The sequence below is a fragment of the Nonomuraea sp. NPDC050691 genome, assembly GCF_040654455.1.
GTDB lineage: Bacteria > Actinomycetota > Actinomycetes > Streptosporangiales > Streptosporangiaceae > Nonomuraea.
This window is the reverse complement of the sequence record NZ_JBFAIA010000075.1, coordinates 1-18,997: the sequence shown is the minus strand read 5'-3', so window position 1 is coordinate 18,997 and position 18,997 is coordinate 1. Positions and strand designations below refer to the sequence as shown.

Sequence of the window (18,997 nt, the reverse complement as noted above, 5' to 3'; positions counted from 1 at the left end):
CCGTCGCCTGGAACCGCACCGGGCCCGGTGGCGGGCCGCCCGCGTAGGCCTGCCATCCGGTCGACTGACGCTTCATCGACGAACGACGACGCAATCATTAGTGCGCCGAACGACTGGCTAGACTTGGCGCATGGTGAACCCGCCCAAGGAGACGCCCGCCCCGTGGGAGGGCCTGCCCAGCTGGCTGCTCGGCCAGACCGCCAACCACGCGCACCGTCTGGTGGGTGACGGGTTCTCGTCCGTAGGCGCCCGTGGGTACCACTACCGCCTGCTGGCGACGCTGGAGGAGGCCGGCCCGGCCAGCCAGGCGGCGCTGGGCCGCCGTAGCGGCATCCACCTCAGCGACATGGTCGCGACGATCAACGAACTCGCCGACGGCGGACTGGTCGAGCGCGCCCCGGACCCCTCCGACCGGCGGCGCAACATCATCTCGCTGACCTCGGCGGGCAAGCGGCAGCTACGGCGACTGGAGGAGCGGCTGGCCGAATGCCAGGACGAACTGCTGGCTCCGCTGTCACCCGAGGAGCGGCAGTCGTTGACCGAGCTGCTGTCCAGGCTGCTGGATCACCACAACCGGCGAACCGGCACCCCCGAAGAGCGGTGGCGCTGACGGCGCTCTCGTCCGAGGCGCTCCAAGGCTTCCGCCGCGAAGCCGGTGGTGTGCCCGGCCGTGCGCCTCAGGCCCAGGTCATCTCGCCCGTGGCGACCTTGGCGCCGATCTGCGCCGCGATCAGCATGCCGTGGGCGGGGTGGCGGGGCAACGAGCGCCTCGGTCAGCGCGGCGCCGTCCGCGGCCCTGGCCAGCTCCTCCTCGAAGGCGACCAGGTACTCGCGCGTGCCGGCGATGGCACCGGCGTCGGCGGGAGCTGTGGGAAGACGGTGGCCGGGTACGACGAGCCGCGGCTCGAGCGCGGCCATGTCGTCCAGCAGGGCGATCCAGGCGGCACGCTGCTCGGCCTTCGGGGTGTCGGCGACCCACACGTGCTGCCCGCCGAAGAGCAGTACGCCACCGAGGATGGCGCGGTGCTCGACCTGCCACAGGTAGTGGCGGTCCGGCAGTTCGGCGACGCCGCCGAGGAGCTGGAAGCGGTGCCCTTCCACGGTGATGTCGCCGGCGAGCGGGACGAGGCCGACCAGCCGGGTGGGCAGGTTCGCGCCGGCGGCCGCCCATGCCTTCAGCTTGCCTTCGTAGGAGTGCCGGATGTGGTCGATGACGTGCTCGGTGGCGACGAAGGTCGCGCAGGGGAAGGCGGGGGAGGGGGAGGTCAGGACACGTCGCGGGCGTCCAGGGCGGACAGGCGCCGGTCCACCTCGCCGGTGGTGGCATGTCCGCTCGCCAGGACGACGGTGCGGTCGCCGTCGACGGCCAGCAGGGTGGGGAATGCGTCCACGCCCAGCTCGGCGGTGCGGCGGAAGTCGTCCTCGGCGGCAGCCTGCGCCGCCGGGGCGTGGAAGGCGGCGACGACGGCGTCGGCGTCCAGCCCGGCTTCCTCGGCCACCCGCCGGTAGGTCTCCGGCTCGGACAGGCTGCGCCCGTCGACGTAGAAGGCGTGCTGGAGGGCTGCGGCCCATTCCGCCGCCCGCTCGGGGGCGGTCTGGCGGAGGGCGGCCATGCCGCGGGCGGCGGCCTCGGAGTCCATCACGAAGGAGCCGTCGGCGATCAGGTGCTCGTACTGCGCGGAGAACTCCGCGCCGGTCAGCTCGCTGATCTTGGCGTTGGCCCCTTTCACGTAGCCGAATTGCCGAATCGGCACCCGGCGGGCGCCGGTGAAAAGGCCGCCGGCTCCACCTGGACGGGCCCCTGACTTCAACGTCTAGTTGAAGAAGTAGGAGGCTGAATGGGATCGTCAACGCCTGGTTGTGCGCACGCGGTGCCAAAGTCGTACAACCTGCAACGACAGAGGTCCGGCAGGGTCTGGACTTGTCAACAGTCTGTGTAATACTTGCCAAAGTGCTCGCATCTTTGCAACTCTGTGTTGAATGCTCGGCAGGTGTCCATGATCTGCGAGCTGTCATTTCCCTGGCTTTTGACCATGGAGGCCTGTCATGAAGCCCGCTGTCCGCGCAGAACTCGCTGACGCGCCCGCCACCGCGAACGCCGGACAGTGCGCGAACCCTCTCGAGACGTACTCGCTCGAGCAGCTCCGGCAGCGCAGGAGCATGAAATGGCGCACGTATCCGGCGGACGTCCTGCCCCTGTGGGTGGCGGAGATGGATGTCTCGCTGGCGCCCGAGGTCGCCGACGCGCTGCGCGAAGCCATCGAGACCGGTGACACCGGGTACCCCGCCGGCACCGAGTTCGCCGAGTCGCTGGCCGGCTTCGCCGCTCGGCGCTGGAACTGGGACGGGGTGGAGGTCGACCGCGTCGCCCTGACCCCGGACGTGATGCTGGGCGCGGTCCAGGTGCTGCGGCTGATCACCGACCCCGGCGACCCGGTGGTCGTGAACTCTCCCGTGTACGCGCCCTTCTACGCCTTCATCACCCATGACGACCGCCGGATCATCGAAGCGCCGCTCACGCAGGACCTCCGGATCGATCTGGAAACGCTGGAGGAGACCTTCCGGCGGGCCCGGGAACAGAGCGGCAAGGGCAAGATCGCCTACCTCCTCTGCAATCCCCACAACCCGACCGGCACGGTTCACACCCACGAGGAGCTCGCCGCCGTGGCGACGTTGGCCCGCCGGTACGGAGTCCGTGTCGTCGCCGACGAGATCCACGCCCCGCTCGTCCTGCCGGGCGCCGAGTTCACGCCCTACCTGAGCGTGCCCGGGGCCGAAGACGCCTTCTCGCTCATGTCGGCGACCAAGGGCTGGAACCTCGCCGGCGTCAAGGCGGCGCTCGCCGTCGCGGGGCCCGAGGCGGCCGCCGATCTGCGCCGGATACCCGAGGAGGTCCACCACGGCGCCAGCTATCTGGGCGTCATCGCCCACACGGCGGCCTTCCGTCACGGGGACACGTGGCTCGATGCGCTGCTCGCGGGGCTCGACGCGAACCGAGCGCTGTTGGGTCAGCTCGTCGCCGAACACCTGCCCGGGATCGGATACACCAGGCCGGAGGGAACCTACCTGGCCTGGCTCGACTGCCGGTCCCTCGACCTCGGCCCGGAAGAAGCCGCCACGGGCCTGGCGGTCGTCACCGACCTGGCAGGTCCCGCACAGCTGTTCTTGGAGCACGCCAGGGTGGCCCTGTCCTCCGGCTACATCTTCGGAACGGGAGGAGCCGGGCACGTACGCCTGAACTTCGCCACCTCCCAGGCGGTCCTCACCGAGGCGATCGCGCGGATGGGACGCGCCGCCGCCCTCCACGCGCGCTAGCCGGCCCGGGACGCGGAGGGTCGCCGAGTCCTTTCCTCGCAGCCGCGGGCATCAACTGGCTGTTGATTCGTCGAGCTCTTCGCCTCGATATCCTTCAACACGACGTCAGAGCGCAGGGAGCCCGGCCGGGTCTCCGGCGCTGAACAGAGGACGGTGTCACGTATGGAACCGGCGTCGAACAGCTCGATGCTTCCGGCACCTGCAGCCCTGGAGGGGATGGACGCGGAGTGCGTCAACCGCGTTCTCGAGCTCCTCGTCGCTCCTCTCCAGGCGGCGATGATCCAGCCGACCGAAGTGGTGCTGCACGACCTCCGCCGCATCCCGAACACCGTCCGCGCGATCACCGGGACGGTCACCGGCCGGCACGTCGGGGACCCTCCCACCGACAAGCTGCTCGAACGTGTCGCCGCGGGCGACCTGCGTCACGAGATCGGCTACCGATCCCAGCTGCCGGACGGGCGCATCCTGCAGAGCACGACGATCATCTACACGGACGACGGCGGCCGCCCCGCGGCGGCGCTCTGCCTGAACACCGACGTGTCCGCCTGGGTCTCACTCCGGTCCGCCATGGACCGGTTCGTGCTCGGGCACGACGTGACGTCGATGCCTCCTCCGGCGCCGTCCACGCCGTCCACGCCGTCCGCCCACGCGGCCCCGGCCGGGCCCGCGGCCGCCCATCAAGGGGAGTCCTTCCCCCACAGCGTCGAGGAACTGCGCGCCCTGCTGGTGGACGCGGCCATCGCGGCGATCGACGTCCCCGTCGAACAGATGCGGAAGGAACACAAGCTGCAGGTGATCGCCGAGTTGGAGCGCCGCGGGTTCTTCCTGGTCAAGCAGGCGCCCGAGACGGCAGCCGCCGCACTCGGCGTCAGCCGCTTCACCATCTACAACTACCTCAACGAGTTGAACGGCTCCGCTGAGGGATCCACCTGACCTCGCCGCCTGTCACGTGTGCGGGTCTGGAAGCCGAAGGTTCAGCGCGTCGATTCGCGGATCATGAGCTCGAAGGGGGCGACGTACTCGCCGGCTGGGCGCAGGGGAGTGCGGATGCGCTGAACCACCAGTTCGACGGCCTTCTCCGCCATCCACCGGTGATCGGGTGCCACCGTTGACAGCGAGGGCACGCTGAACCTCGACGCCGGGACGTCGTCGAAGCCGACGAGGCGGACGTCGTCGGGAACCCGCAACCCGCGGTCGGCCAGCCCGCGCAGCACGCCGAGGGCGACGGTATCGGTCACCGCCACCACCCCGTCCACCTCGAGACCGGAGTCGGCGATGCGGTGAGCCGCGTCCCGGCCCGCCTCCATGCTCATCTCGTCCAAGGGGAAGAGAAGGGGCGGATCGACCTTCAGGCCGCGTTCGGCGAGCGTGGCCAGGTAGCCCTGGTAGCGGCGCGTCACCACGTTCACGCCGTCGAAGTCGTTCCCGGTGACCATCGCGACGCGGCGACACCCCTGGTCGACCAGGTGCGCGGCCGCCGCCTTCGTGCCCTCCTCGTTGGGCATGGCGACGTGGTCGAAGCGGCCGCCGAAATCCTGCTCGCCGAGCATGACGATGGGATGGCCGGCCGCGGTCAGCCGCTTGTCCAGCCGGTCGAGGGCGACGGAGCTGAGGATCAGACCGTCGAAGTGCAGGGTGCGGGAGTGGGCGATCGCGCCGGCCTCTCCGGCCTCCGCCGCACCGGTCTGCTCGATCGCGACGTGGAAGCCGCGCTGCTCCGCCGCCTCGATCACCAGGGAGGCCAGGTGACCGAAGTAGGGGCGGTCGATCTCGGGCACGGCCAGCCCGATGACGCCGGTCCGCCCGGACTTCAGACTGCGGGCGGAGACGTTGACGCGGTAGCCCGACTGCTGGATGGCGTCCAGCACCCGCCGGCGGACAGGGTCGCTGACCCCGTGGCGATCGTTGACGACATTGGAGACCGTCATCTTCGACACCCCGGCCAGCCGGGCGACGTCTTCCATGGTCACCATGCCGTGCCCCGCGTTCTGCTGTTCGAAGTCGGCCCCCGTCCGGTCAACCGGAGTTTAGCGCGCTGGTGTCGCCGCCCGCGGCGTGCTCGCGGGTGGTCATGCGAGGCGTCCCTCCACGGTGACGAAGGAGTGAGGGGGCAGGCCCACGCGCAGTCCGGAGGCCGTGGCCGTGACCTGGTCGTGGGCGCGCGGGGCGACCGCGGCCGGGGCGCCGGGGGTGTTGTGGTCCTGCGGCTTGCCGGCGGTCAGGATGCGGGAGGTCACGCCGGTGAGGGCGCCGCCGCGCAGATCCAGTTCGACGCCGGCCGGCTCGCCGGCGTCCAGGTTGAACAGGGAGATGAGCACCCGGCCGTCCTTACGGCTGGCCGACAGCGAGACGGTGGCCAGCGTGTCCGTGCCGACCTCGCGGGCGGGCAGGTCCGCGAGCAGGTCCACGCGGAGCGAGGCGGCGTCGTGATGGCCCTTGTTCATCTCGAAGACGTGGTAGGTGGGGGTGAGGACGAGGGCCTTGCTGTCGGGGTCGGTGAGGATCATGGCCTGCAGCACGTTGACCGTCTGGGCGATGTTGGCCATCACCAGGCGGTCGGCGTGGCGGTGGAAGACGTCGAAGTGCACGCCGGCGACCAGCGCGTCGCGCAGGGTGTTCTGCTGGTAGAGGAAGCCGGGGTTGGTGCCGGGCTCGACGTTCCACCAGGTGCCCCACTCGTCCAGCACCAAGCCGACGTTCCTGCCCGGGTCGTAGCAGTCCATCACGTTGGAGTGGCCGGCGATGAGGTCCTCGACGCGGGCGGCCTGCACCATCGTGCGGTAGTAGTCGTCGACGTCGAACACCGTGGCGTCGCCCTTGTCCTGCCACGTGCCCGGGATCGTGTAGTAGTGGAACGACAGCGCCTGCATGAAGGGGGCGGGCCGGTAGGCGCACCCGATGTCGCCGAGCTGCTTCATCAGCGTCTCGGTCCAGGCGTAGTCGGCGGAGTTGGCGCCCGCCGCGATCCGGTACAGCTTGTTGTCGCCATGGTCGCGGCAGTACGTGCCGAACCGGCGCGCCTCGGCCGCGTACTGCTGGGCCGACATGTGACCGCCGCAGCCCCACGCCTCGTTGCCCAGCCCCCAGAAGCGTACCCGCCACGGCTCCTCGCGCCCGTTGGCCTTGCGCAGCCGCACCATCGGCGAGTCGCCCTCCCGGGTCAGGTACTCCACCCAGTCGCTCATCTCGCGGACCGTGCCGGAGCCGATGTTGCCGCTGATGTACGGCTCCGCGCCGAGCAGCTCGCACAGCGCCATGAACTCGTGCGTGCCGAAGTGGTTGTTCTCCTCGACGTCGCCCCAGTGCGTGTTGACCATGACGGGGCGCTGCTCCTTGGGGCCGATGCCGTCCATCCAGTGGTACTCGTCGGCGAAGCACCCGCCCGGCCAGCGCAGGTTCGGGATGTTCAGCGCGCGCAGCGCCTCCACCACGTCCAGCCTGATCCCGCCCTCGTTCGGCAGGTCGCTGTCCTCGCCCACGTAGAAGCCGCCGTAGATGCACCGCCCCAGGTGCTCGGCGAAGTGACCGTACAGGTGACGGCTGATCACCGGGCCCTTGACGTCGAGGTTGATGACGGCGGGCACGACGGGAGGGGTCATGGATGCGTACCTTGCTCTCGGTGGGTGACGATCAGTGCCGGGCTCCCTTCATCGACAGCTGTATCGATAAAGTGCGGCTACTTTATCGATACAATCCACCCTGTCAACAGCCCCCGGCACTCTGAGAACCACGCGCGAGCTACATCCGGGTCCGCGCGTACGCCTGCAGTGCGTCGCGGACGAACCTCGCCCCTGCGGCGTCGTCGTACATGCCGGCGAAGCGGGGGTCGTCGACGAACATGTCCCCGACGCCTTTCACCATCTCGATCGAGCGCTCCCGGTCGCCCTCGGCCGTGGGGGTGCCCGGGATCCGGCTCAGCCACCGGACGTGCCGGGCGGCCAGTGACTGAGCGTGTTCCGATGTCGGAGAGATCCCGGCCTTCGCCGCGGCGACCCATGCGGCGACGAGGTCCTCGGCGGCCCGCTTCCAGGCCCGCTGCTCGTCAAGGGTCTTGCCGTGCCACCAGTCGTTGCTCACCTGGAAGGCGCGCTCGCCCCAGCGTGAGATCACCTCGTCCTTGTAGTGGTCGTTGAACCCCGCCAGCATGACGTCCATCCGCGGTTCCGCCCCCGCCTGCAGGGCCTCGAGCGTGTGACGCACAGACCGGATCTGCCGTTCGATGCGGTCCCGTTCCTCCTCCAGCGCGGCGATGTGGGCGCGCAGCCCCTCCTGCGTGTCCACCTCGTCGGCCAGGACCTCGGCGATGGCCGGCAGGCCCATGCCGAGCCGGCGCATGAGCAGGATCCGCTGCAGCCGCGCGACCGCGGTGGCGTCGTAGTAGCGGTACCCGTTCTCGCCGACCCGGGACGGGGTCAGGAGCCCGAAGCGGTCATAGTGCCGCAGGGTGCGGCTGGTGATGCCGGCCCTCGCCGCGAGTTCCTGGATCGTCCATTCCATCGTTCCAGTGTCACCCGCGGCGGAGCGTGGCGGCGATGATCTCCGAGCTGTCGGCGTGCAGGGCCTGCGCCGCCGTCTGCCCGGTCGCCGCCAGGTAGGTGTCGACCAGCCGGTTGCCCGCCGCGTACCCGGCGCCCATCGGCAGCCCCACCGGGGTGACACCGAGATGCTCGGCGCCGGGGTCGCCGTGCACCCAGGCGGTGAAGTTCTGCATGCCCGTCACGTCGAGCCCGGTGAGCACCTTGGCGAAGACCTCGTCGTCGTGCAGGTGCGGCACGCCGATGCGGGCGGGGCCGAGCTCGTCGCCGTAGAGCTGGCGGGCGAAGGCGTCGGCCAGGCCCTCGCCGACGATGTGCTCGCCGACCGTGACGGTCATCGGGTCCCACACGACCCCGCCCGGGGCCCACCGCAGGTTGTGGTGGAGTTCGTGCACGGCGGTGGCCTCCAGCCGCTCCACGTTCTCGGGGAACGGCCAGAACGTGATGGCGATGTTGCCCGAGATGCCACCGAACCCGGTCACTCCCAGGCAGGGACCCATGAAGTGCTGGTCAGCCGGATCGCCGAGGACGAACAGCACGGTGATGTCAGGGACCTCCAGTCCCGGCGTGGCCTCCAGCAGTACGGCGAGAGCGTCGTCGAGCGCGCGTTGCATCCGCTCCCAGGCTCCGGCCGCCGCCAGGGTTTCGAGCGCGTCGAGGCAACGCTCCTCGTCGCGGTCGATGGGGAACCCCGACGATTGGAGGTGCAGGGCCACCAGGTCGACCTCGCCGGGGGCGTAGCGGTACATGCCGCTGTTGGCCTCCAGCATCGAACGCAGCAGGTCGGCGCGGTCCGCGGCCGGGGCCAGCAGGATCCGCCGCATGGCGGAGTAGGTGTCAAGAACAGTGATCGACATGGCCTCGATGCTAGAAGTTGACGCAGCGTCAAGGTCAAACCGGCGGCGGGCGGAGGGGGCTCCGAAGCGGCCGGAAGGACACGCGCGGGAGCCGTGGCCTCCGGCTGACACGGTCCGGCGTCGCCGCCTTCCGGGGCGGTCACAGGAGCCGGTGATCCCGGGCGTAGACGGCGGCCTGGGTCCGGTCGCGCAGGCCCAGCCGGCCGAGGATCCGCGAGATGTGGTTCTTCACCGTGCCCTCGCTGAGGTACATGCGCGCCGCGATCTCCCTGTTGGTCGAGCCGGTCGCGATGAGCCTCAGGACCTCGATCTCGCGGGGCGTCAGGACCGAGGCCGGTGACGGCCCGGCGTCGCGGCCGGGCCCCGGCTCGGACGGCAGGGCGGCGGCCAGGCGCAGGGTGACCGAGGAGTCGAGCTGGGCGACCCCGGCGGCCGCCAGCCGCACCGCCTCGGCGAGCCGGGCGGCGGGCAGGTTCTTCAGCAGGTAGCCGGCCGCGCCCGCCCGCAGCGCCTCGACGACGTACTCGTCGTTGTCGAACGTCGTCAGCATCACCACACGGCAGGCGGGGGCCCGGCGGCGCAGGACCGGCACCGCCTCGACGCCGCTCATCCGCGGCATGCGGACGTCCATGAGGACCACGTCCGGCTCCAGCGAGAGCGCGGCCTCGACGGCCTCCTGGCCGTCCGCGGCCGTGCCCACGACGATGACGCCGGGCTGGATGCCGAGCAGGGAGGCGATGCCCTCGCGGACCAGTTCCTGGTCGTCGACGACCAGCACCCGCACGGGCTGCTCGCCGGGTCCGGCAGGGCCGGCGGGATCCGCGGGGGAGAGCGTCATCGTCCCACCGCCGACCGGCGCGGCACGGTCACCGTGACGGTGGTGCCGCGGCGCCCCGCCCCGCTCGTGACGGCGACGGCTCCGCCGGCCAGACGCACCCGCTCCCGCATCCCGCGCAGGCCGACTCCCCGCTCCTCCCAGGGGCCGGGGGGAAGACCCGTGCCGTCGTCCGTCACGACCAGCCGCGCCTCCACGTCCCCGCAGGTCGCCGAGACCGTGACCCGTCCGGCGGCGGCATGCCTGAGGGCGTTGGTCAGCGCCTCCTGCGCGGCCCGGTACAGCGCCTTCAGTGCCGCGGCGTCGTAGCCGGACTCGTCGCCGGCCGTCTCCAGGGTCACCCGCGGACGGGCGCCGTCCAGACGCCGTACGAGCTCGGCGAGCGCCTCAGACAGGCGGAACGGCCCCGCCTCCCCACGCAGCGCGCGCACCGAGTGACGGACCTCCTCCAGGGCCCGCGCGGCCGACGCCCGCGCGTCGGCCAGCGCGCGCTCGGCGGTGGGCCGGTCGCGGTCGAGGAACGCCTCCGCCTTCTCCATCTGCACCGCGGCGGCGGTGAGGTGATGCCCCAGACTGTCGTGGATCTCGCGCGCCACCCGGTTGCGCTCCTCGGCCGCCGTGAGCTCGGCGACGCGCTCGGCGTACCTGCTGAGCCGCGTGTGGGACTCCTCCACCTCGTCCAGCGCGTGCTCCAGCCGCGTACGCGACTCCTGCTCGCCGACGGCCACGGCGGCCATGGAGACGGCGAGGACCAGGCCCAGGACGAACATGAGCAGGTCGGAGACGTAGGCCGCGTCCACGTACCAGCCCGGGGCCGCGACCGAGAACCACGCGACCAGCAGGCCCAGGCATACGGCGGCCAGCGCGACCGCGACCCGGCGGCCGAAGGCGAAGTACGCGGTGAACGGGAGCAGGACGAACAGCACCCGGGACAGGCCGGCCGGGTCGGCGGCCGCGACCACGACGAACAGGGCCAGCCGGGCTCCCGCCAGGACGGCGGCGGGGCCCCTGGGCGTCCGCACGCGGTAGCGCCGCCGCTCCAGCACCTCCAGGCCGGCCAGCGCCGCCAGACCGGCGACGAAGACGGCCACCGCGGAGGGCGGCGAAGGGGCGGCGCCGACGGCGTCGTAGTACAGCCCGCCCGCCAGCACCGCGGCGTAGAGCACCGGCGCGACCCAGGGCACCGGACGCCCGGACGCGCGTGACGGGGGGTCGCCGGCCGGGACGAGCGCGGTCGGTGACGGAGTCATCCCCAACCCTCCCTACTGGTCACTGGTCACTGGTCCGGCGGCGCGTCCCTGACGGCCGTGCCCGGCTCGCGCGACCTTGACGAGGGGAACCCGAGCCGCTCCCGCACGGCGGCGGCGTCCCGTCCGTCAGGCTACGCCCGGCTTCCGCCGGAAGGCGATCGTCGCGGGCCGGTTCTGGCCGGACGGCACATGCCGACCGGCACGGTCCGCCCCGGCTCCGGCGGCCACGCCCGGCGTACGCGCCGTGACCTCCGGACGCGAGCCGGGACGAACGGCATCTGCACCCGCCGGCCCCGGGCCTCCTACGGTCGTCACGTCCTGTTCCGACGGCAAGGAGCCGCTTTCCGATGACTTCCACCTGGCTGCCGCGCTTCGGCGCGATCTGCGCGATCCTGTTGGGCCTGTCGATCGGGGGCCCGGCACTGGTCGAGGCGTTCACCGGCGAGACCGCCGTGACGAGCTTCGTCCTCGGCATCGGGACCGCGCTGGGAACACCGGCCCTGACGGTCCTCTACCTTCACCAGGCCGCCGCCGGCGGGCGCTTCGGGCTCGTCGCGTACGCGGTGAACGTCGTCGGGCTCGGCCTGTTCGCCGGTGTCGCCTTCACCCTGAACCTCGTGCTGTTCTACCTGGAGCCCGCGATCGTGGAGCGGTTGCTCCAGGGACCGACCAGGGTGACGTTCCTCGCCGCGACCGCGGTGTTCGTGGCCGGCACGGTGCTGTTCGCCGTCTCGATGGCGCGCTCGCGGATCTTCCCCCGGCCCGCCGTGTACGGGTACGGTGTCGCGCTGCCGCTGCTGGCGGTGCTCGCCCCGCTGCCCGACACCCCGCTCACCAGCGCCGTGCACGTGGTGGCGGGCGCGTCCCTGATCTGGCTCGCGCTGCCGGTCCTGCCGCGCCGGACCGCCGTCGTGAACGAGGCCGCCTGACGGCGTGGCTCCGGATCGATCGTTGCGGCGCCTGCGGGACACGATCGAGGCGATCCCGCCGTGACGTGCCGGCAGGCCGCCCGTACGAAACGAGCCTCCTCCGACAGCGAGTCGAGGCGACCGTCTCCCGGAGCCCGGCGGGGGGACTCGCCATGTTCCGCCACGCGTCCGGTCAGGCGGGAGTGTCGAACCGCCCCGTGAAGTACTCGGAGCCGCCGAGCTCCTCGCCGGCCTCGAACCCGGCCGCGGCGCCTTCCCCAGTTCGAGTCCTTCCAGGCGCGCGAACGTCCGCAGCACACCGAGATCGACGGGTTCCCGCGTGCGGAGCGTCACCGCGCGCAACGTCGGATGCCCGGCCAGCGGACTCAGGTCGGCCCCGTTCAGCTGCAGCCCAACGCCTCCAGCGGCACGTCGCGCAAGGGACTCAGATCGGCGGGCCCTTCGCCGAACAACGCCACCAGGCGCAGATGGGGCGTGAAGGCCTCGGGGCTTGAGCAGCAACCGAACGGTCAGTCACGTTAAGGAGCCCGGCGGACGCCTCTTATCGTCACTGGCCGTTCCGATGCGGATAGCGTCGGGCGGGACGCGGATCTTGTAGCGGTTCGGTGACTCTGGGTTGACTACTGGTGGGTCGGTCCTACTTTGCGCGTATGCCGGTGGAGTTCTTGACTGATGATGAGGCGGCGACGTAGGGACGGTTCGCGGGACCACCGACGCAGGCTGATCTGGAGCGGGTGTTCTTCCTCGATGAGGAGGACCGGGCGCTGGTCGGGCAGCGGCGCGGGGAGCACATGAGACTCGGGTTCGCCCTCCAGTTGGTGACGGTGCGCTGGCTCGGGACGTTCCTGGAGGATCCCCCCGACGTGCCGGGGTGGTACTGGAGTTCGTGGCTGAGCAGCTGGGGGTTGAGGACCCATCGCAGGTGAAGCGGTACGCCGAGCGGCGGCCGACGCCGTTTGATCATCAGCGGGATATTCGGTACAGCCACCTGACCACCAGCGGCTTGCTCACCCCGACCGGCAATTGCCGGCCAGGGTTCGCTGCCGTCTGCCCGTTTACTGTCCAATTTTCGGATCAGGTTGAACCGGCACCGTCAGCGAAGTGCGGCAGAACCATCTCGACCAGTGCGGCGACGTCGGCGTCGACCATCGGCTCGCCGGTCATGCCCATCCGGTGGAGCAGCGTTCCGACGACGACGTCGATGAAGAACAGGACCCGGTGCTCCGGCTCGCCGAGCGCCTCCTGGAGGGCGAGCCGGTACGGGTCCTGAAACCGCGCGGACAGGACCTCGCGCAGGGCCGGATCGCTGACGGCGTCACTGAACACGCCGGCGAACGCGTCGCCTACCCCGGGCTCGCCGATCTTCTCCGCGATCCAGTGGATAGCCGAGGACATGAGCTCGGCTCGACTGGCGCCCTCCAGCGGCACCGGGCCGAACGCGTCAAGGAGGCAGTCCACGATCAGGGCGCCCTTCGACGGCCAGCGACGGTAGATCGTCGTCTTGGCGACGCCCGCCGTGGCGGCGATGCGGTCCACGGTGGCACGCGCGTAGCCGAGCTCGTGGACCGTGCTCAGCGTCGCGGCGAAGACCACGGCGTTGACGCCAGAGCGCGGGCGACCGGGCGGTCTGGCGGAAGTTGTCACTCGGGTCATGCCCACACCCTAACCTTTTGCGCTACCGTTGGTATCGATACTTGAGGTAGCGAAACTAGGGGAGGAAACATGGGCGCAAATACGGCGAAGCCGTCGCTGGGCATTCGGGTGCTGAAGGCTTTCGGCAAGGAGCCGGACTGGCTCGCGATGACGACCGAGCAGTTGGTCGCCTTCCGTGAGGCGGAGAACCGCAAGCGGGCTTCCCGTCTGGGGCGGGTCATCACCGGCTGTCCGGACCGCGGCGCCGCGATCCAGTGGCAGGAGGTGGTTCTGCCCGGCCGCAAACTCCCGGTCCGGGTGTACCGTCCGTCACGCAGCGGACGCGATCCTCTGCCGCTCGTGCTGCACGTGCACGGAGGCGGATTCGTGGGCACCGCCGTACAGAGTGACTGGGTGAACAGCCACCTCGCCACCCGGCTGCCCGCGGTCGTCGTCTCGGTCGAACACCGCCTGCTCGACCCGGACTCTCCACTGTCGGCGGCAGTCGACGACGCCTGGGACGTGTTGCGTCATGTGGTAGGGCATGCCGCGCAGTGGGGGATCGACCCGGCGCGGATCGCCGTCTTCGGGGAGAGCACCGGCTCGATGATCACGGCGCTGACCGCGATCCTGGCCAGAGACTCCGGCCTGCCGCTGCGAGCGCAGGTGCTGGTCAACCCCGTCGTCGACCTGTCCCCTGCGGGGTTCGAGCACGCCTCGATGCGCCAGCACGCCCACAGCCCGACCCTCTCCGTGCCGTATATGCGGTTGCTCCAGCGCTTGGCCATTCCGCAGGGAACGGACCCGCGCGCCATGTCGCCGCTGGAGGCCGACGACCTGAGCGGGCTGGCCCCGGCGCTCGTGGTGGTAGCGCCCATCGACCCGCTGGCCGACCACGGCCGCTGCTACGCCGAACGGCTGCGCGCGGCCGGAACACCCGCGCGACTCACCGAACACCCCGGGGCGACTCACGCATTCCTCAGCATGCCGGGCGCGGTGCCGCAGGCCAAGGCCGCGCGGGCGGAGATCGTCGAGTACCTCCGAGAGGCTCTCGCCATGTGAGGCGAAAGGAAGGCCTCCGAGACGGAGGAGGGGTGCAGAAATTAGCAAAGGAGAACTCATGTCAGCGACCATTGATGGCCCCAAGGGCCTGCCCGTTTTCGGGAACACGTTCCAGATCCCCAAGCACTCGCCCAACGCCTACCTGTCCGAGCTCGCCAAGCAGTACGACGAGGGCATCTTCCAGTTGGAGCTGCTGGGCCGTACCGTGCTGTTCGTCTCCGACCCTGACCTGGCCGCCGAGGCGTGCGACGAGAGCCGCTTCTACAAGCCGATCGAACGGGTGCTGGCGATCGTGCGCGACTTCAGCGGCGACGGCCTGTTCACCGCCCGCGAGGACGAACCGGTCTGGGGGCACGCGCACCGCATCCTGATGCCCGCCTTCAGCCAGCGCTCAATGAAGGCCTACTTCCCGCAGATGCTGGAGATCAGCGAGCAGCTGATCGCCTCCTGGGAGCAGCGGCAGGGCGAGGATCTCAACGTCGTTGACGACATGACCCGGCTGACCCTGGACGTGATCTCCCTGACCGGGTTCGACTACCGGTTCAACTCCTTCCAATCGCCCGAGCTTCACCCTTTCCTGCAGGCGATGGGGCGCACGCTGACCGAGGCGATGCTCCGCAACAGGCAGCTGCCGCAGGTCACCAAGCTGAAGAAGAAGCAGGAAGCGGCCTACCGGGCCGACATCGCGCTCATGCAGGATTTGGTCGACGACGTCATCCGCCGCCGCCGCGAATTGGGCGGCAAGGGGAGCGGCGACCTGCTCGGCCTGATGCTGGAGGCCGCCGATCCCAAGTCTGGGGAGCGGCTGTCGGATGAGAACATCCGCAACCAGGTGCTGACCTTCCTCATCGCCGGCCACGAGACCACCAGCGGCCTGCTCTCCTTTGCGCTGTACAACCTGCTGCGCAACCCGCACGTGCTGGCCCAGGCCTACGCCGAGGTCGACCGCCTGCTGCCGGGCGACACCGCGCCGACCTACGAGACGATCATGAAGCTGGACGTGATCCCGCGTATCTTGGACGAGACCCTGCGGATCTGGTCCCCGATTCCCGCCTTCGGTGTCAAGGCCCGCCATGACACCACGCTCGGCCCGTTCGACGTGCCAGCCGGCCGCAACGTGGTGATCCTGCTCGAGCCGCTGCATCGCCATCCCAGGGCCTGGGAGCGGCCCGAGGAGTTCGACATCGACCGCTGGCTGCCGGAGCGCAAGAAAGAGCAGCACCCGAGCGCCTACAAACCCTTCGGCAACGGCGAGAGGGCCTGCATCGGGCGGCAGTTCGCGCTAACCGAGGCGCGGCTGGCCCTGGCCATGCTCCTGCGGCGCTTCGCGATCTCCGACCGCGACGCCTACCGCATGCGGATCAAGCAGATGATCACGCTCAAGCCGGAGGCCTTCAGCATCCAGGTTCGCGTGCGCAAGCCGTACGAAAGAGGAGACTTCATCCCGGAGGTCATCGAGCAGGTCGAGGAGTCCGAAGTCGCCGTCGCGGATGTGGCGCTCACCGTGGCATACGGCTCCAACCTCGGCGCTTCGGCCGACATCGCGGAGCGGCTGGCCGAGCGGGCCGCCCGCTCCGGCTTCGCCGTGACGCTCACCAGCCTGGACGAGCTTCAGGCGCCGTCGGATGGCGCGCTGGTCGTGGTCACCTCCACCTACAACGGCAAGGCCCCGGACAACGCGCAGGCCTTCGACGCCGCCGAGATCGGCGGTTATGAGGGGGTACGACTGGCGTTGCTCGGTGTCGGCAACACCCAGTGGCCGACCTACCAGGACTTTCCTCGCCGCGCCTTCGACAAGCTGGTCGAGGCGGGGGCGGTGCCGCTGGTCAGGCGCGGCGAGGCAGACGCCGACGGCGACTTCGACGGGGACGTCTCGGCGTGGACGGCCGAGCTGTGGGCGGCCCTCGCCGAGGAGTACGGCGCGACCTCGGCCGACGCCGGGCCGCGCTACGAGATGGAGGTCCTGACCGAAGCCGACGTCCGGCCCGCCGTCGTCTCCGCGCAGGCCGTGCCGCTGACCGTGGTGGCCAACGAGGAGCTGACCGCCGACCCGGCCGGGTTGTGGGACTTCTCGCTGGAGGCGCCCCGGCCGGGCGTGCGCTCGATCGTGGCCTCGCTACCCGAGGGGGTCACCTACGCCGCGGGCGACCACGTGGCCGTCATCGCCAAGAACGATCCCGAGCTGGTCGAGTGGGCGTTGCGGACCCTGCGGGTGCCGCGTGAGCAGGTCGTGCGGCTGCGCGCCCGCGGCAACACCCACCTGCCGGTCGACACGCCCGTGACGGCCGGGCTGCTGTTGTCGGAGTTCGCCGAACTCCAGCAGGTTGCCACCCGCGCCGACCTGGCCACGCTGGCCGAGCATACCTCGTGCCCCTGGACCCGGGGGCAGCTCGCGGCGGCCGACTACGCTGAGGAGATCCTGGCCAAGCGGGTCTCGGTGCTGGCCCTGCTGGAGCGTTTCCCGGCGATCGCCCTGCCGCTGTCGGTCTTCCTGGAGATGGCCGGGCCCATCCGGCCGCGCTACTACTCGATCTCCTCCTCGCCACTCGCCTCACCCGGCCAAGTGCGGATCACGGTCGGGCTGGTCGAGGGCGAGGCCTGGTCGGGCAGCGGCAACTACCGCGGGATGTGCTCGGCCTACCTGGCCTCGCTCGATCCCGGCGACGTCTTCTACGGCTACATCCGCGTGCCAAGTCCGCCCTTCCGCCTGCCGGAGGCCCCCGAGACCCCGGTCATCCTGATCGGGCCGGGCACGGGCTTCGCCCCGCTCCGCGGCTTCCTGGAGGAGCGCGCGCTGACCGGCGGCACCGCCGAGGTCTTCTACGGCTGCCGCCACCCCTCGCACGACTGGCTGTACCGGGAAGAAGTTCTCGCGTGGCAGTCGGCAGGGGTCGCCCAGGTGCACACCGCCTTCTCCACGCTTCCCGGGCACCGCTTCGTGCAGGACGCGGTGGCGGCCGAGGCGGACCGTGTCTGGGACCTGTTGGAGCGCGGGGCGCACGTCTACGTCTGCGGCGACGGGCTGCGCATGGCTCCATCTGTACGACAGGCGCTGGCGACGATCTACGCCGAGCGGACCGGCGGCGACGGGGAGGCCTGGCTGCGCGAGCTGGAGGCCGAGGGGCGCTACCAGCAGGACGTCTTCGCCTGATCCGGATGCTCTCTCGCGCCCCCGGGTGACCGACGCCGTGGCGATGCTCGCCGCGCGGGCGACCCTTCTCGCGGCGGGGCATTACGCCCCGCTGGAGCGGGCGCTGGCCGAGGCGGATCGCTGCTCCTGATCGGCACGCTCGGCTACACGGCGCTGGAGATGGGCCTGCGAGTGCTGCCGCTCAGCGTCGGCGCGATGATCGCCGCGCCGCGCGCAGAAGTGGCAGCAACGACGAGTTCGTCGTCGATGGCGAGGCTGGCCGAGTTCCGCGCGGGCTGGTTCCTCACCCCGTACCTGGCGGCCAGGGGACACGTCCGGGAGCGGAGGGCCTACTTTGCGGCTGGGGCCACGTTCGGGAGCGGAGGCCAACCTGTCCGCATCAACATGTCGAGCTGCAGGTCAGCGCGAACCCGCTCCGCCAACTCCAGTCGGACGGGACACATCCCGCCGACCGGTGCGCCGGATCGCTGCGAGGGTTTCGTCCCGGACGTTATCGACGCGAGGCGTCGATACCTAATGACTCTTCAAGGGACATAAAGTCCCGGATTCAGCTCTCCTGATCGACGTCTGTACTCAACCGGGAGCCCGATTCCTTCACAGAGGCCGTACGCGATAGGGGAGCTACCTGGCGGGTGGCGATCAACGGGGATCGAGTGAACGCCTGTGTCGAGACCGGGCTTTGAGCCCTCTGCTAAGGCCGTGCGCCTCGATCTCTCTCGATCGCCACCCGCCGGGCATACCGGCCCACCAAGATCGTGGGGTGAGCCAGCTGCAGGACGGACCGCTTCTGGAAACCGGGGCCATCGAGCCCTTGCACAGAAGGCGGGCCTGCAGCGGGCTGGGGCCACGGACTGCTGATCGGATGTCGAGCCGTCGAGCTCTCTCATCAGGGCGTGGCGTGCCCCTGCGCGGCTCACCTGCCGCAACGACCGATGAAGGAGACGCTGTTGAGGGTGACATGCGGGATCGACTGGGCGGAGAAGCACCACGACGTCGCCCTGGTCGACGAGGCCGGCAAGCTGATGGCCAAGAAGCGCATCAGCGACGATGCCAAGGGCTGGCGGCTCCTGGTCGAGCTACTGGCCGAACACGGCGACAACCCAGACAATCCCATCCCAGTCGCGATAGAGACCGGGCGCGGCCTGCTGGTGGCCTGCCTTCGCGCCACCGGCCGCAAGGTATACGCGATCAACCCGCTGGCCGTTGCCCGCTACCGCGAACGCCACACCGTAGCCCGGTCCAAGTCCGACCACGCTGACGCATTGACCTTGGCCAACATCCTGCGCGTCGACGCCGACCACCACCGGCCGCTGCCGACCGACTCCGAGCTTTCCCAAGGCGAGGGCTGTGCTGCAGGCGGCGCCCACTCCCGCGGCGGCCGCCAAACTCGGCGTCCGCCGGCTGCACGCCGTACTGCGCTCCTCGGGCCGC

Annotated in this window: 15 protein-coding genes and 2 pseudogenes; 8 read left to right on the top strand and 9 right to left on the bottom strand. The window is 70.5% G+C overall.

The features are described from left to right. Window positions 1–130 precede the first annotated feature (130 nt). On the top strand, window positions 131–610 hold the full coding sequence (locus AB0H81_RS25010; RefSeq protein ID WP_358379038.1) for a MarR family transcriptional regulator: 480 nt from the start codon (window positions 131–133) through the stop codon (window positions 608–610). Here AB0H81_RS25010 and AB0H81_RS25005 read toward each other — a convergent pair. Both AB0H81_RS25005 and AB0H81_RS25000 read right to left on the bottom strand, forming a co-directional pair. Further along, complete coding sequence (locus AB0H81_RS25005; protein ID WP_358379035.1) at window positions 565–1,101, bottom strand: hypothetical protein; 537 nt, start codon at window positions 1,099–1,101, stop codon at window positions 565–567. The genes AB0H81_RS25010 and AB0H81_RS25005 overlap by 46 nt on opposite strands. A 164-nt stretch (window positions 1,102–1,265) precedes the next feature. Then, window positions 1,266–1,754, bottom strand: coding sequence for a DsbA family protein (locus tag AB0H81_RS25000; RefSeq protein WP_358379033.1), 489 nt, complete (start codon window positions 1,752–1,754; stop codon window positions 1,266–1,268). A 292-nt stretch (window positions 1,755–2,046) separates the two neighbouring features. Between AB0H81_RS25000 and AB0H81_RS24995 the strand changes: the two genes are divergently transcribed. After that, window positions 2,047–3,315, top strand: a complete 1,269-nt coding sequence (locus AB0H81_RS24995) for a MalY/PatB family protein (RefSeq protein WP_358379030.1) — start codon at window positions 2,047–2,049, stop codon at window positions 3,313–3,315. 162 nt (window positions 3,316–3,477) lie between these two features. Further along, window positions 3,478–4,248, top strand: coding sequence for a helix-turn-helix transcriptional regulator (locus AB0H81_RS24990; RefSeq protein WP_358379027.1), 771 nt, complete (start codon window positions 3,478–3,480; stop codon window positions 4,246–4,248). Window positions 4,249–4,289: 41 nt separating this feature from the next. Here AB0H81_RS24990 and AB0H81_RS24985 read toward each other — a convergent pair whose 3' ends face one another. The 6 genes from AB0H81_RS24985 to AB0H81_RS24960 form a co-directional block, all read right to left on the bottom strand. Beyond that, the gene (locus AB0H81_RS24985; protein ID WP_358379024.1) at window positions 4,290–5,288 is read right to left on the bottom strand and encodes a LacI family DNA-binding transcriptional regulator; all 999 of its coding nucleotides are present in this window, start codon (window positions 5,286–5,288) and stop codon (window positions 4,290–4,292) included. Between the two features lie 96 nt (window positions 5,289–5,384). Next, window positions 5,385–6,914 (bottom strand): alpha-L-arabinofuranosidase C-terminal domain-containing protein, encoded by a 1,530-nt coding sequence (locus AB0H81_RS24980; protein WP_358379021.1) that lies wholly within the window; start codon window positions 6,912–6,914, stop codon window positions 5,385–5,387. A gap of 139 nt (window positions 6,915–7,053) precedes the next feature. Then, window positions 7,054–7,812 carry a MerR family transcriptional regulator gene (locus tag AB0H81_RS24975; RefSeq protein WP_358379018.1) on the bottom strand — a complete coding sequence of 253 codons (759 nt, stop codon included), beginning with the start codon at window positions 7,810–7,812 and terminating at the stop codon, window positions 7,054–7,056. Window positions 7,813–7,822: 10 nt separating this feature from the next. Next, a complete protein-coding gene (locus tag AB0H81_RS24970) occupies window positions 7,823–8,707 on the bottom strand; it encodes a DUF2268 domain-containing putative Zn-dependent protease (RefSeq protein WP_358379015.1) in 885 nt (294 codons plus the stop codon). Between the two features lie 139 nt (window positions 8,708–8,846). Further along, window positions 8,847–9,545: a response regulator transcription factor gene (locus AB0H81_RS24965; RefSeq protein WP_358379012.1), complete on the bottom strand. Its 699-nt coding sequence runs from the start codon at window positions 9,543–9,545 to the stop codon at window positions 8,847–8,849. After that, window positions 9,542–10,792 (bottom strand): sensor histidine kinase, encoded by a 1,251-nt coding sequence (locus tag AB0H81_RS24960; RefSeq protein ID WP_358379009.1) that lies wholly within the window; start codon window positions 10,790–10,792, stop codon window positions 9,542–9,544. Before AB0H81_RS24960 ends, AB0H81_RS24965 begins: the two co-directional genes overlap by 4 nt. A 347-nt stretch (window positions 10,793–11,139) precedes the next feature. Here AB0H81_RS24960 and AB0H81_RS24955 point away from each other — a divergent pair, with 347 nt between their 5' ends. Further along, window positions 11,140–11,721, top strand: a complete 582-nt coding sequence (locus tag AB0H81_RS24955) for a hypothetical protein (protein WP_358379006.1) — start codon at window positions 11,140–11,142, stop codon at window positions 11,719–11,721. Between the two features lie 719 nt (window positions 11,722–12,440). Beyond that, window positions 12,441–12,647: pseudogene (locus AB0H81_RS24950) on the top strand (DUF4158 domain-containing protein); the annotation flags it as partial. Between the two features lie 148 nt (window positions 12,648–12,795). Here AB0H81_RS24950 and AB0H81_RS24945 read toward each other — a convergent pair. After that, the gene (locus AB0H81_RS24945) at window positions 12,796–13,374 is read right to left on the bottom strand and encodes a TetR/AcrR family transcriptional regulator (RefSeq protein ID WP_358379003.1); all 579 of its coding nucleotides are present in this window, start codon (window positions 13,372–13,374) and stop codon (window positions 12,796–12,798) included. Window positions 13,375–13,443: 69 nt separating this feature from the next. On the opposite strand from AB0H81_RS24945, the gene AB0H81_RS24940 reads away from it, so the two are divergent. The 3 genes and pseudogenes from AB0H81_RS24940 to AB0H81_RS24930 form a co-directional block, all read left to right on the top strand. Beyond that, complete coding sequence (locus AB0H81_RS24940; RefSeq protein ID WP_358379000.1) at window positions 13,444–14,415, top strand: alpha/beta hydrolase; 972 nt, start codon at window positions 13,444–13,446, stop codon at window positions 14,413–14,415. 58 nt (window positions 14,416–14,473) lie between these two features. After that, window positions 14,474–17,566, top strand: coding sequence for a cytochrome P450 (locus AB0H81_RS24935; RefSeq protein WP_358378997.1), 3,093 nt, complete (start codon window positions 14,474–14,476; stop codon window positions 17,564–17,566). A 932-nt stretch (window positions 17,567–18,498) separates the two neighbouring features. After that, window positions 18,499–18,997, top strand: a pseudogene (locus AB0H81_RS24930) (transposase); the annotation flags it as partial.

Bases quoted from the DNA above. Each gene is read 5' to 3' on its own strand.
- AB0H81_RS24990 (WP_358379027.1), top strand. From the start codon at position 3,478: ATGGAACCGGCGTCGAACAGCTCGATGCTTCCGGCACCTGCAGCCCTG.
- AB0H81_RS24955 (WP_358379006.1), top strand. From the start codon at position 11,140: ATGACTTCCACCTGGCTGCCGCGCTTCGGCGCGATCTGCGCGATCCTG.
- AB0H81_RS25010 (WP_358379038.1), top strand. From the start codon at position 131: ATGGTGAACCCGCCCAAGGAGACGCCCGCCCCGTGGGAGGGCCTGCCC.
- AB0H81_RS24935 (WP_358378997.1), top strand. From the start codon at position 14,474: ATGTCAGCGACCATTGATGGCCCCAAGGGCCTGCCCGTTTTCGGGAAC.
- AB0H81_RS24945 (WP_358379003.1), bottom strand. From the start codon at position 13,374: ATGACCCGAGTGACAACTTCCGCCAGACCGCCCGGTCGCCCGCGCTCT.
- AB0H81_RS24970 (WP_358379015.1), bottom strand. From the start codon at position 8,707: ATGTCGATCACTGTTCTTGACACCTACTCCGCCATGCGGCGGATCCTG.
- AB0H81_RS24995 (WP_358379030.1), top strand. From the start codon at position 2,047: ATGAAGCCCGCTGTCCGCGCAGAACTCGCTGACGCGCCCGCCACCGCG.
- AB0H81_RS24985 (WP_358379024.1), bottom strand. From the start codon at position 5,288: ATGGTGACCATGGAAGACGTCGCCCGGCTGGCCGGGGTGTCGAAGATG.
- AB0H81_RS24980 (WP_358379021.1), bottom strand. From the start codon at position 6,914: ATGACCCCTCCCGTCGTGCCCGCCGTCATCAACCTCGACGTCAAGGGC.
- AB0H81_RS24975 (WP_358379018.1), bottom strand. From the start codon at position 7,812: ATGGAATGGACGATCCAGGAACTCGCGGCGAGGGCCGGCATCACCAGC.
- AB0H81_RS24960 (WP_358379009.1), bottom strand. From the start codon at position 10,792: ATGACTCCGTCACCGACCGCGCTCGTCCCGGCCGGCGACCCCCCGTCA.
- AB0H81_RS24965 (WP_358379012.1), bottom strand. From the start codon at position 9,545: ATGACGCTCTCCCCCGCGGATCCCGCCGGCCCTGCCGGACCCGGCGAG.
- AB0H81_RS24940 (WP_358379000.1), top strand. From the start codon at position 13,444: ATGGGCGCAAATACGGCGAAGCCGTCGCTGGGCATTCGGGTGCTGAAG.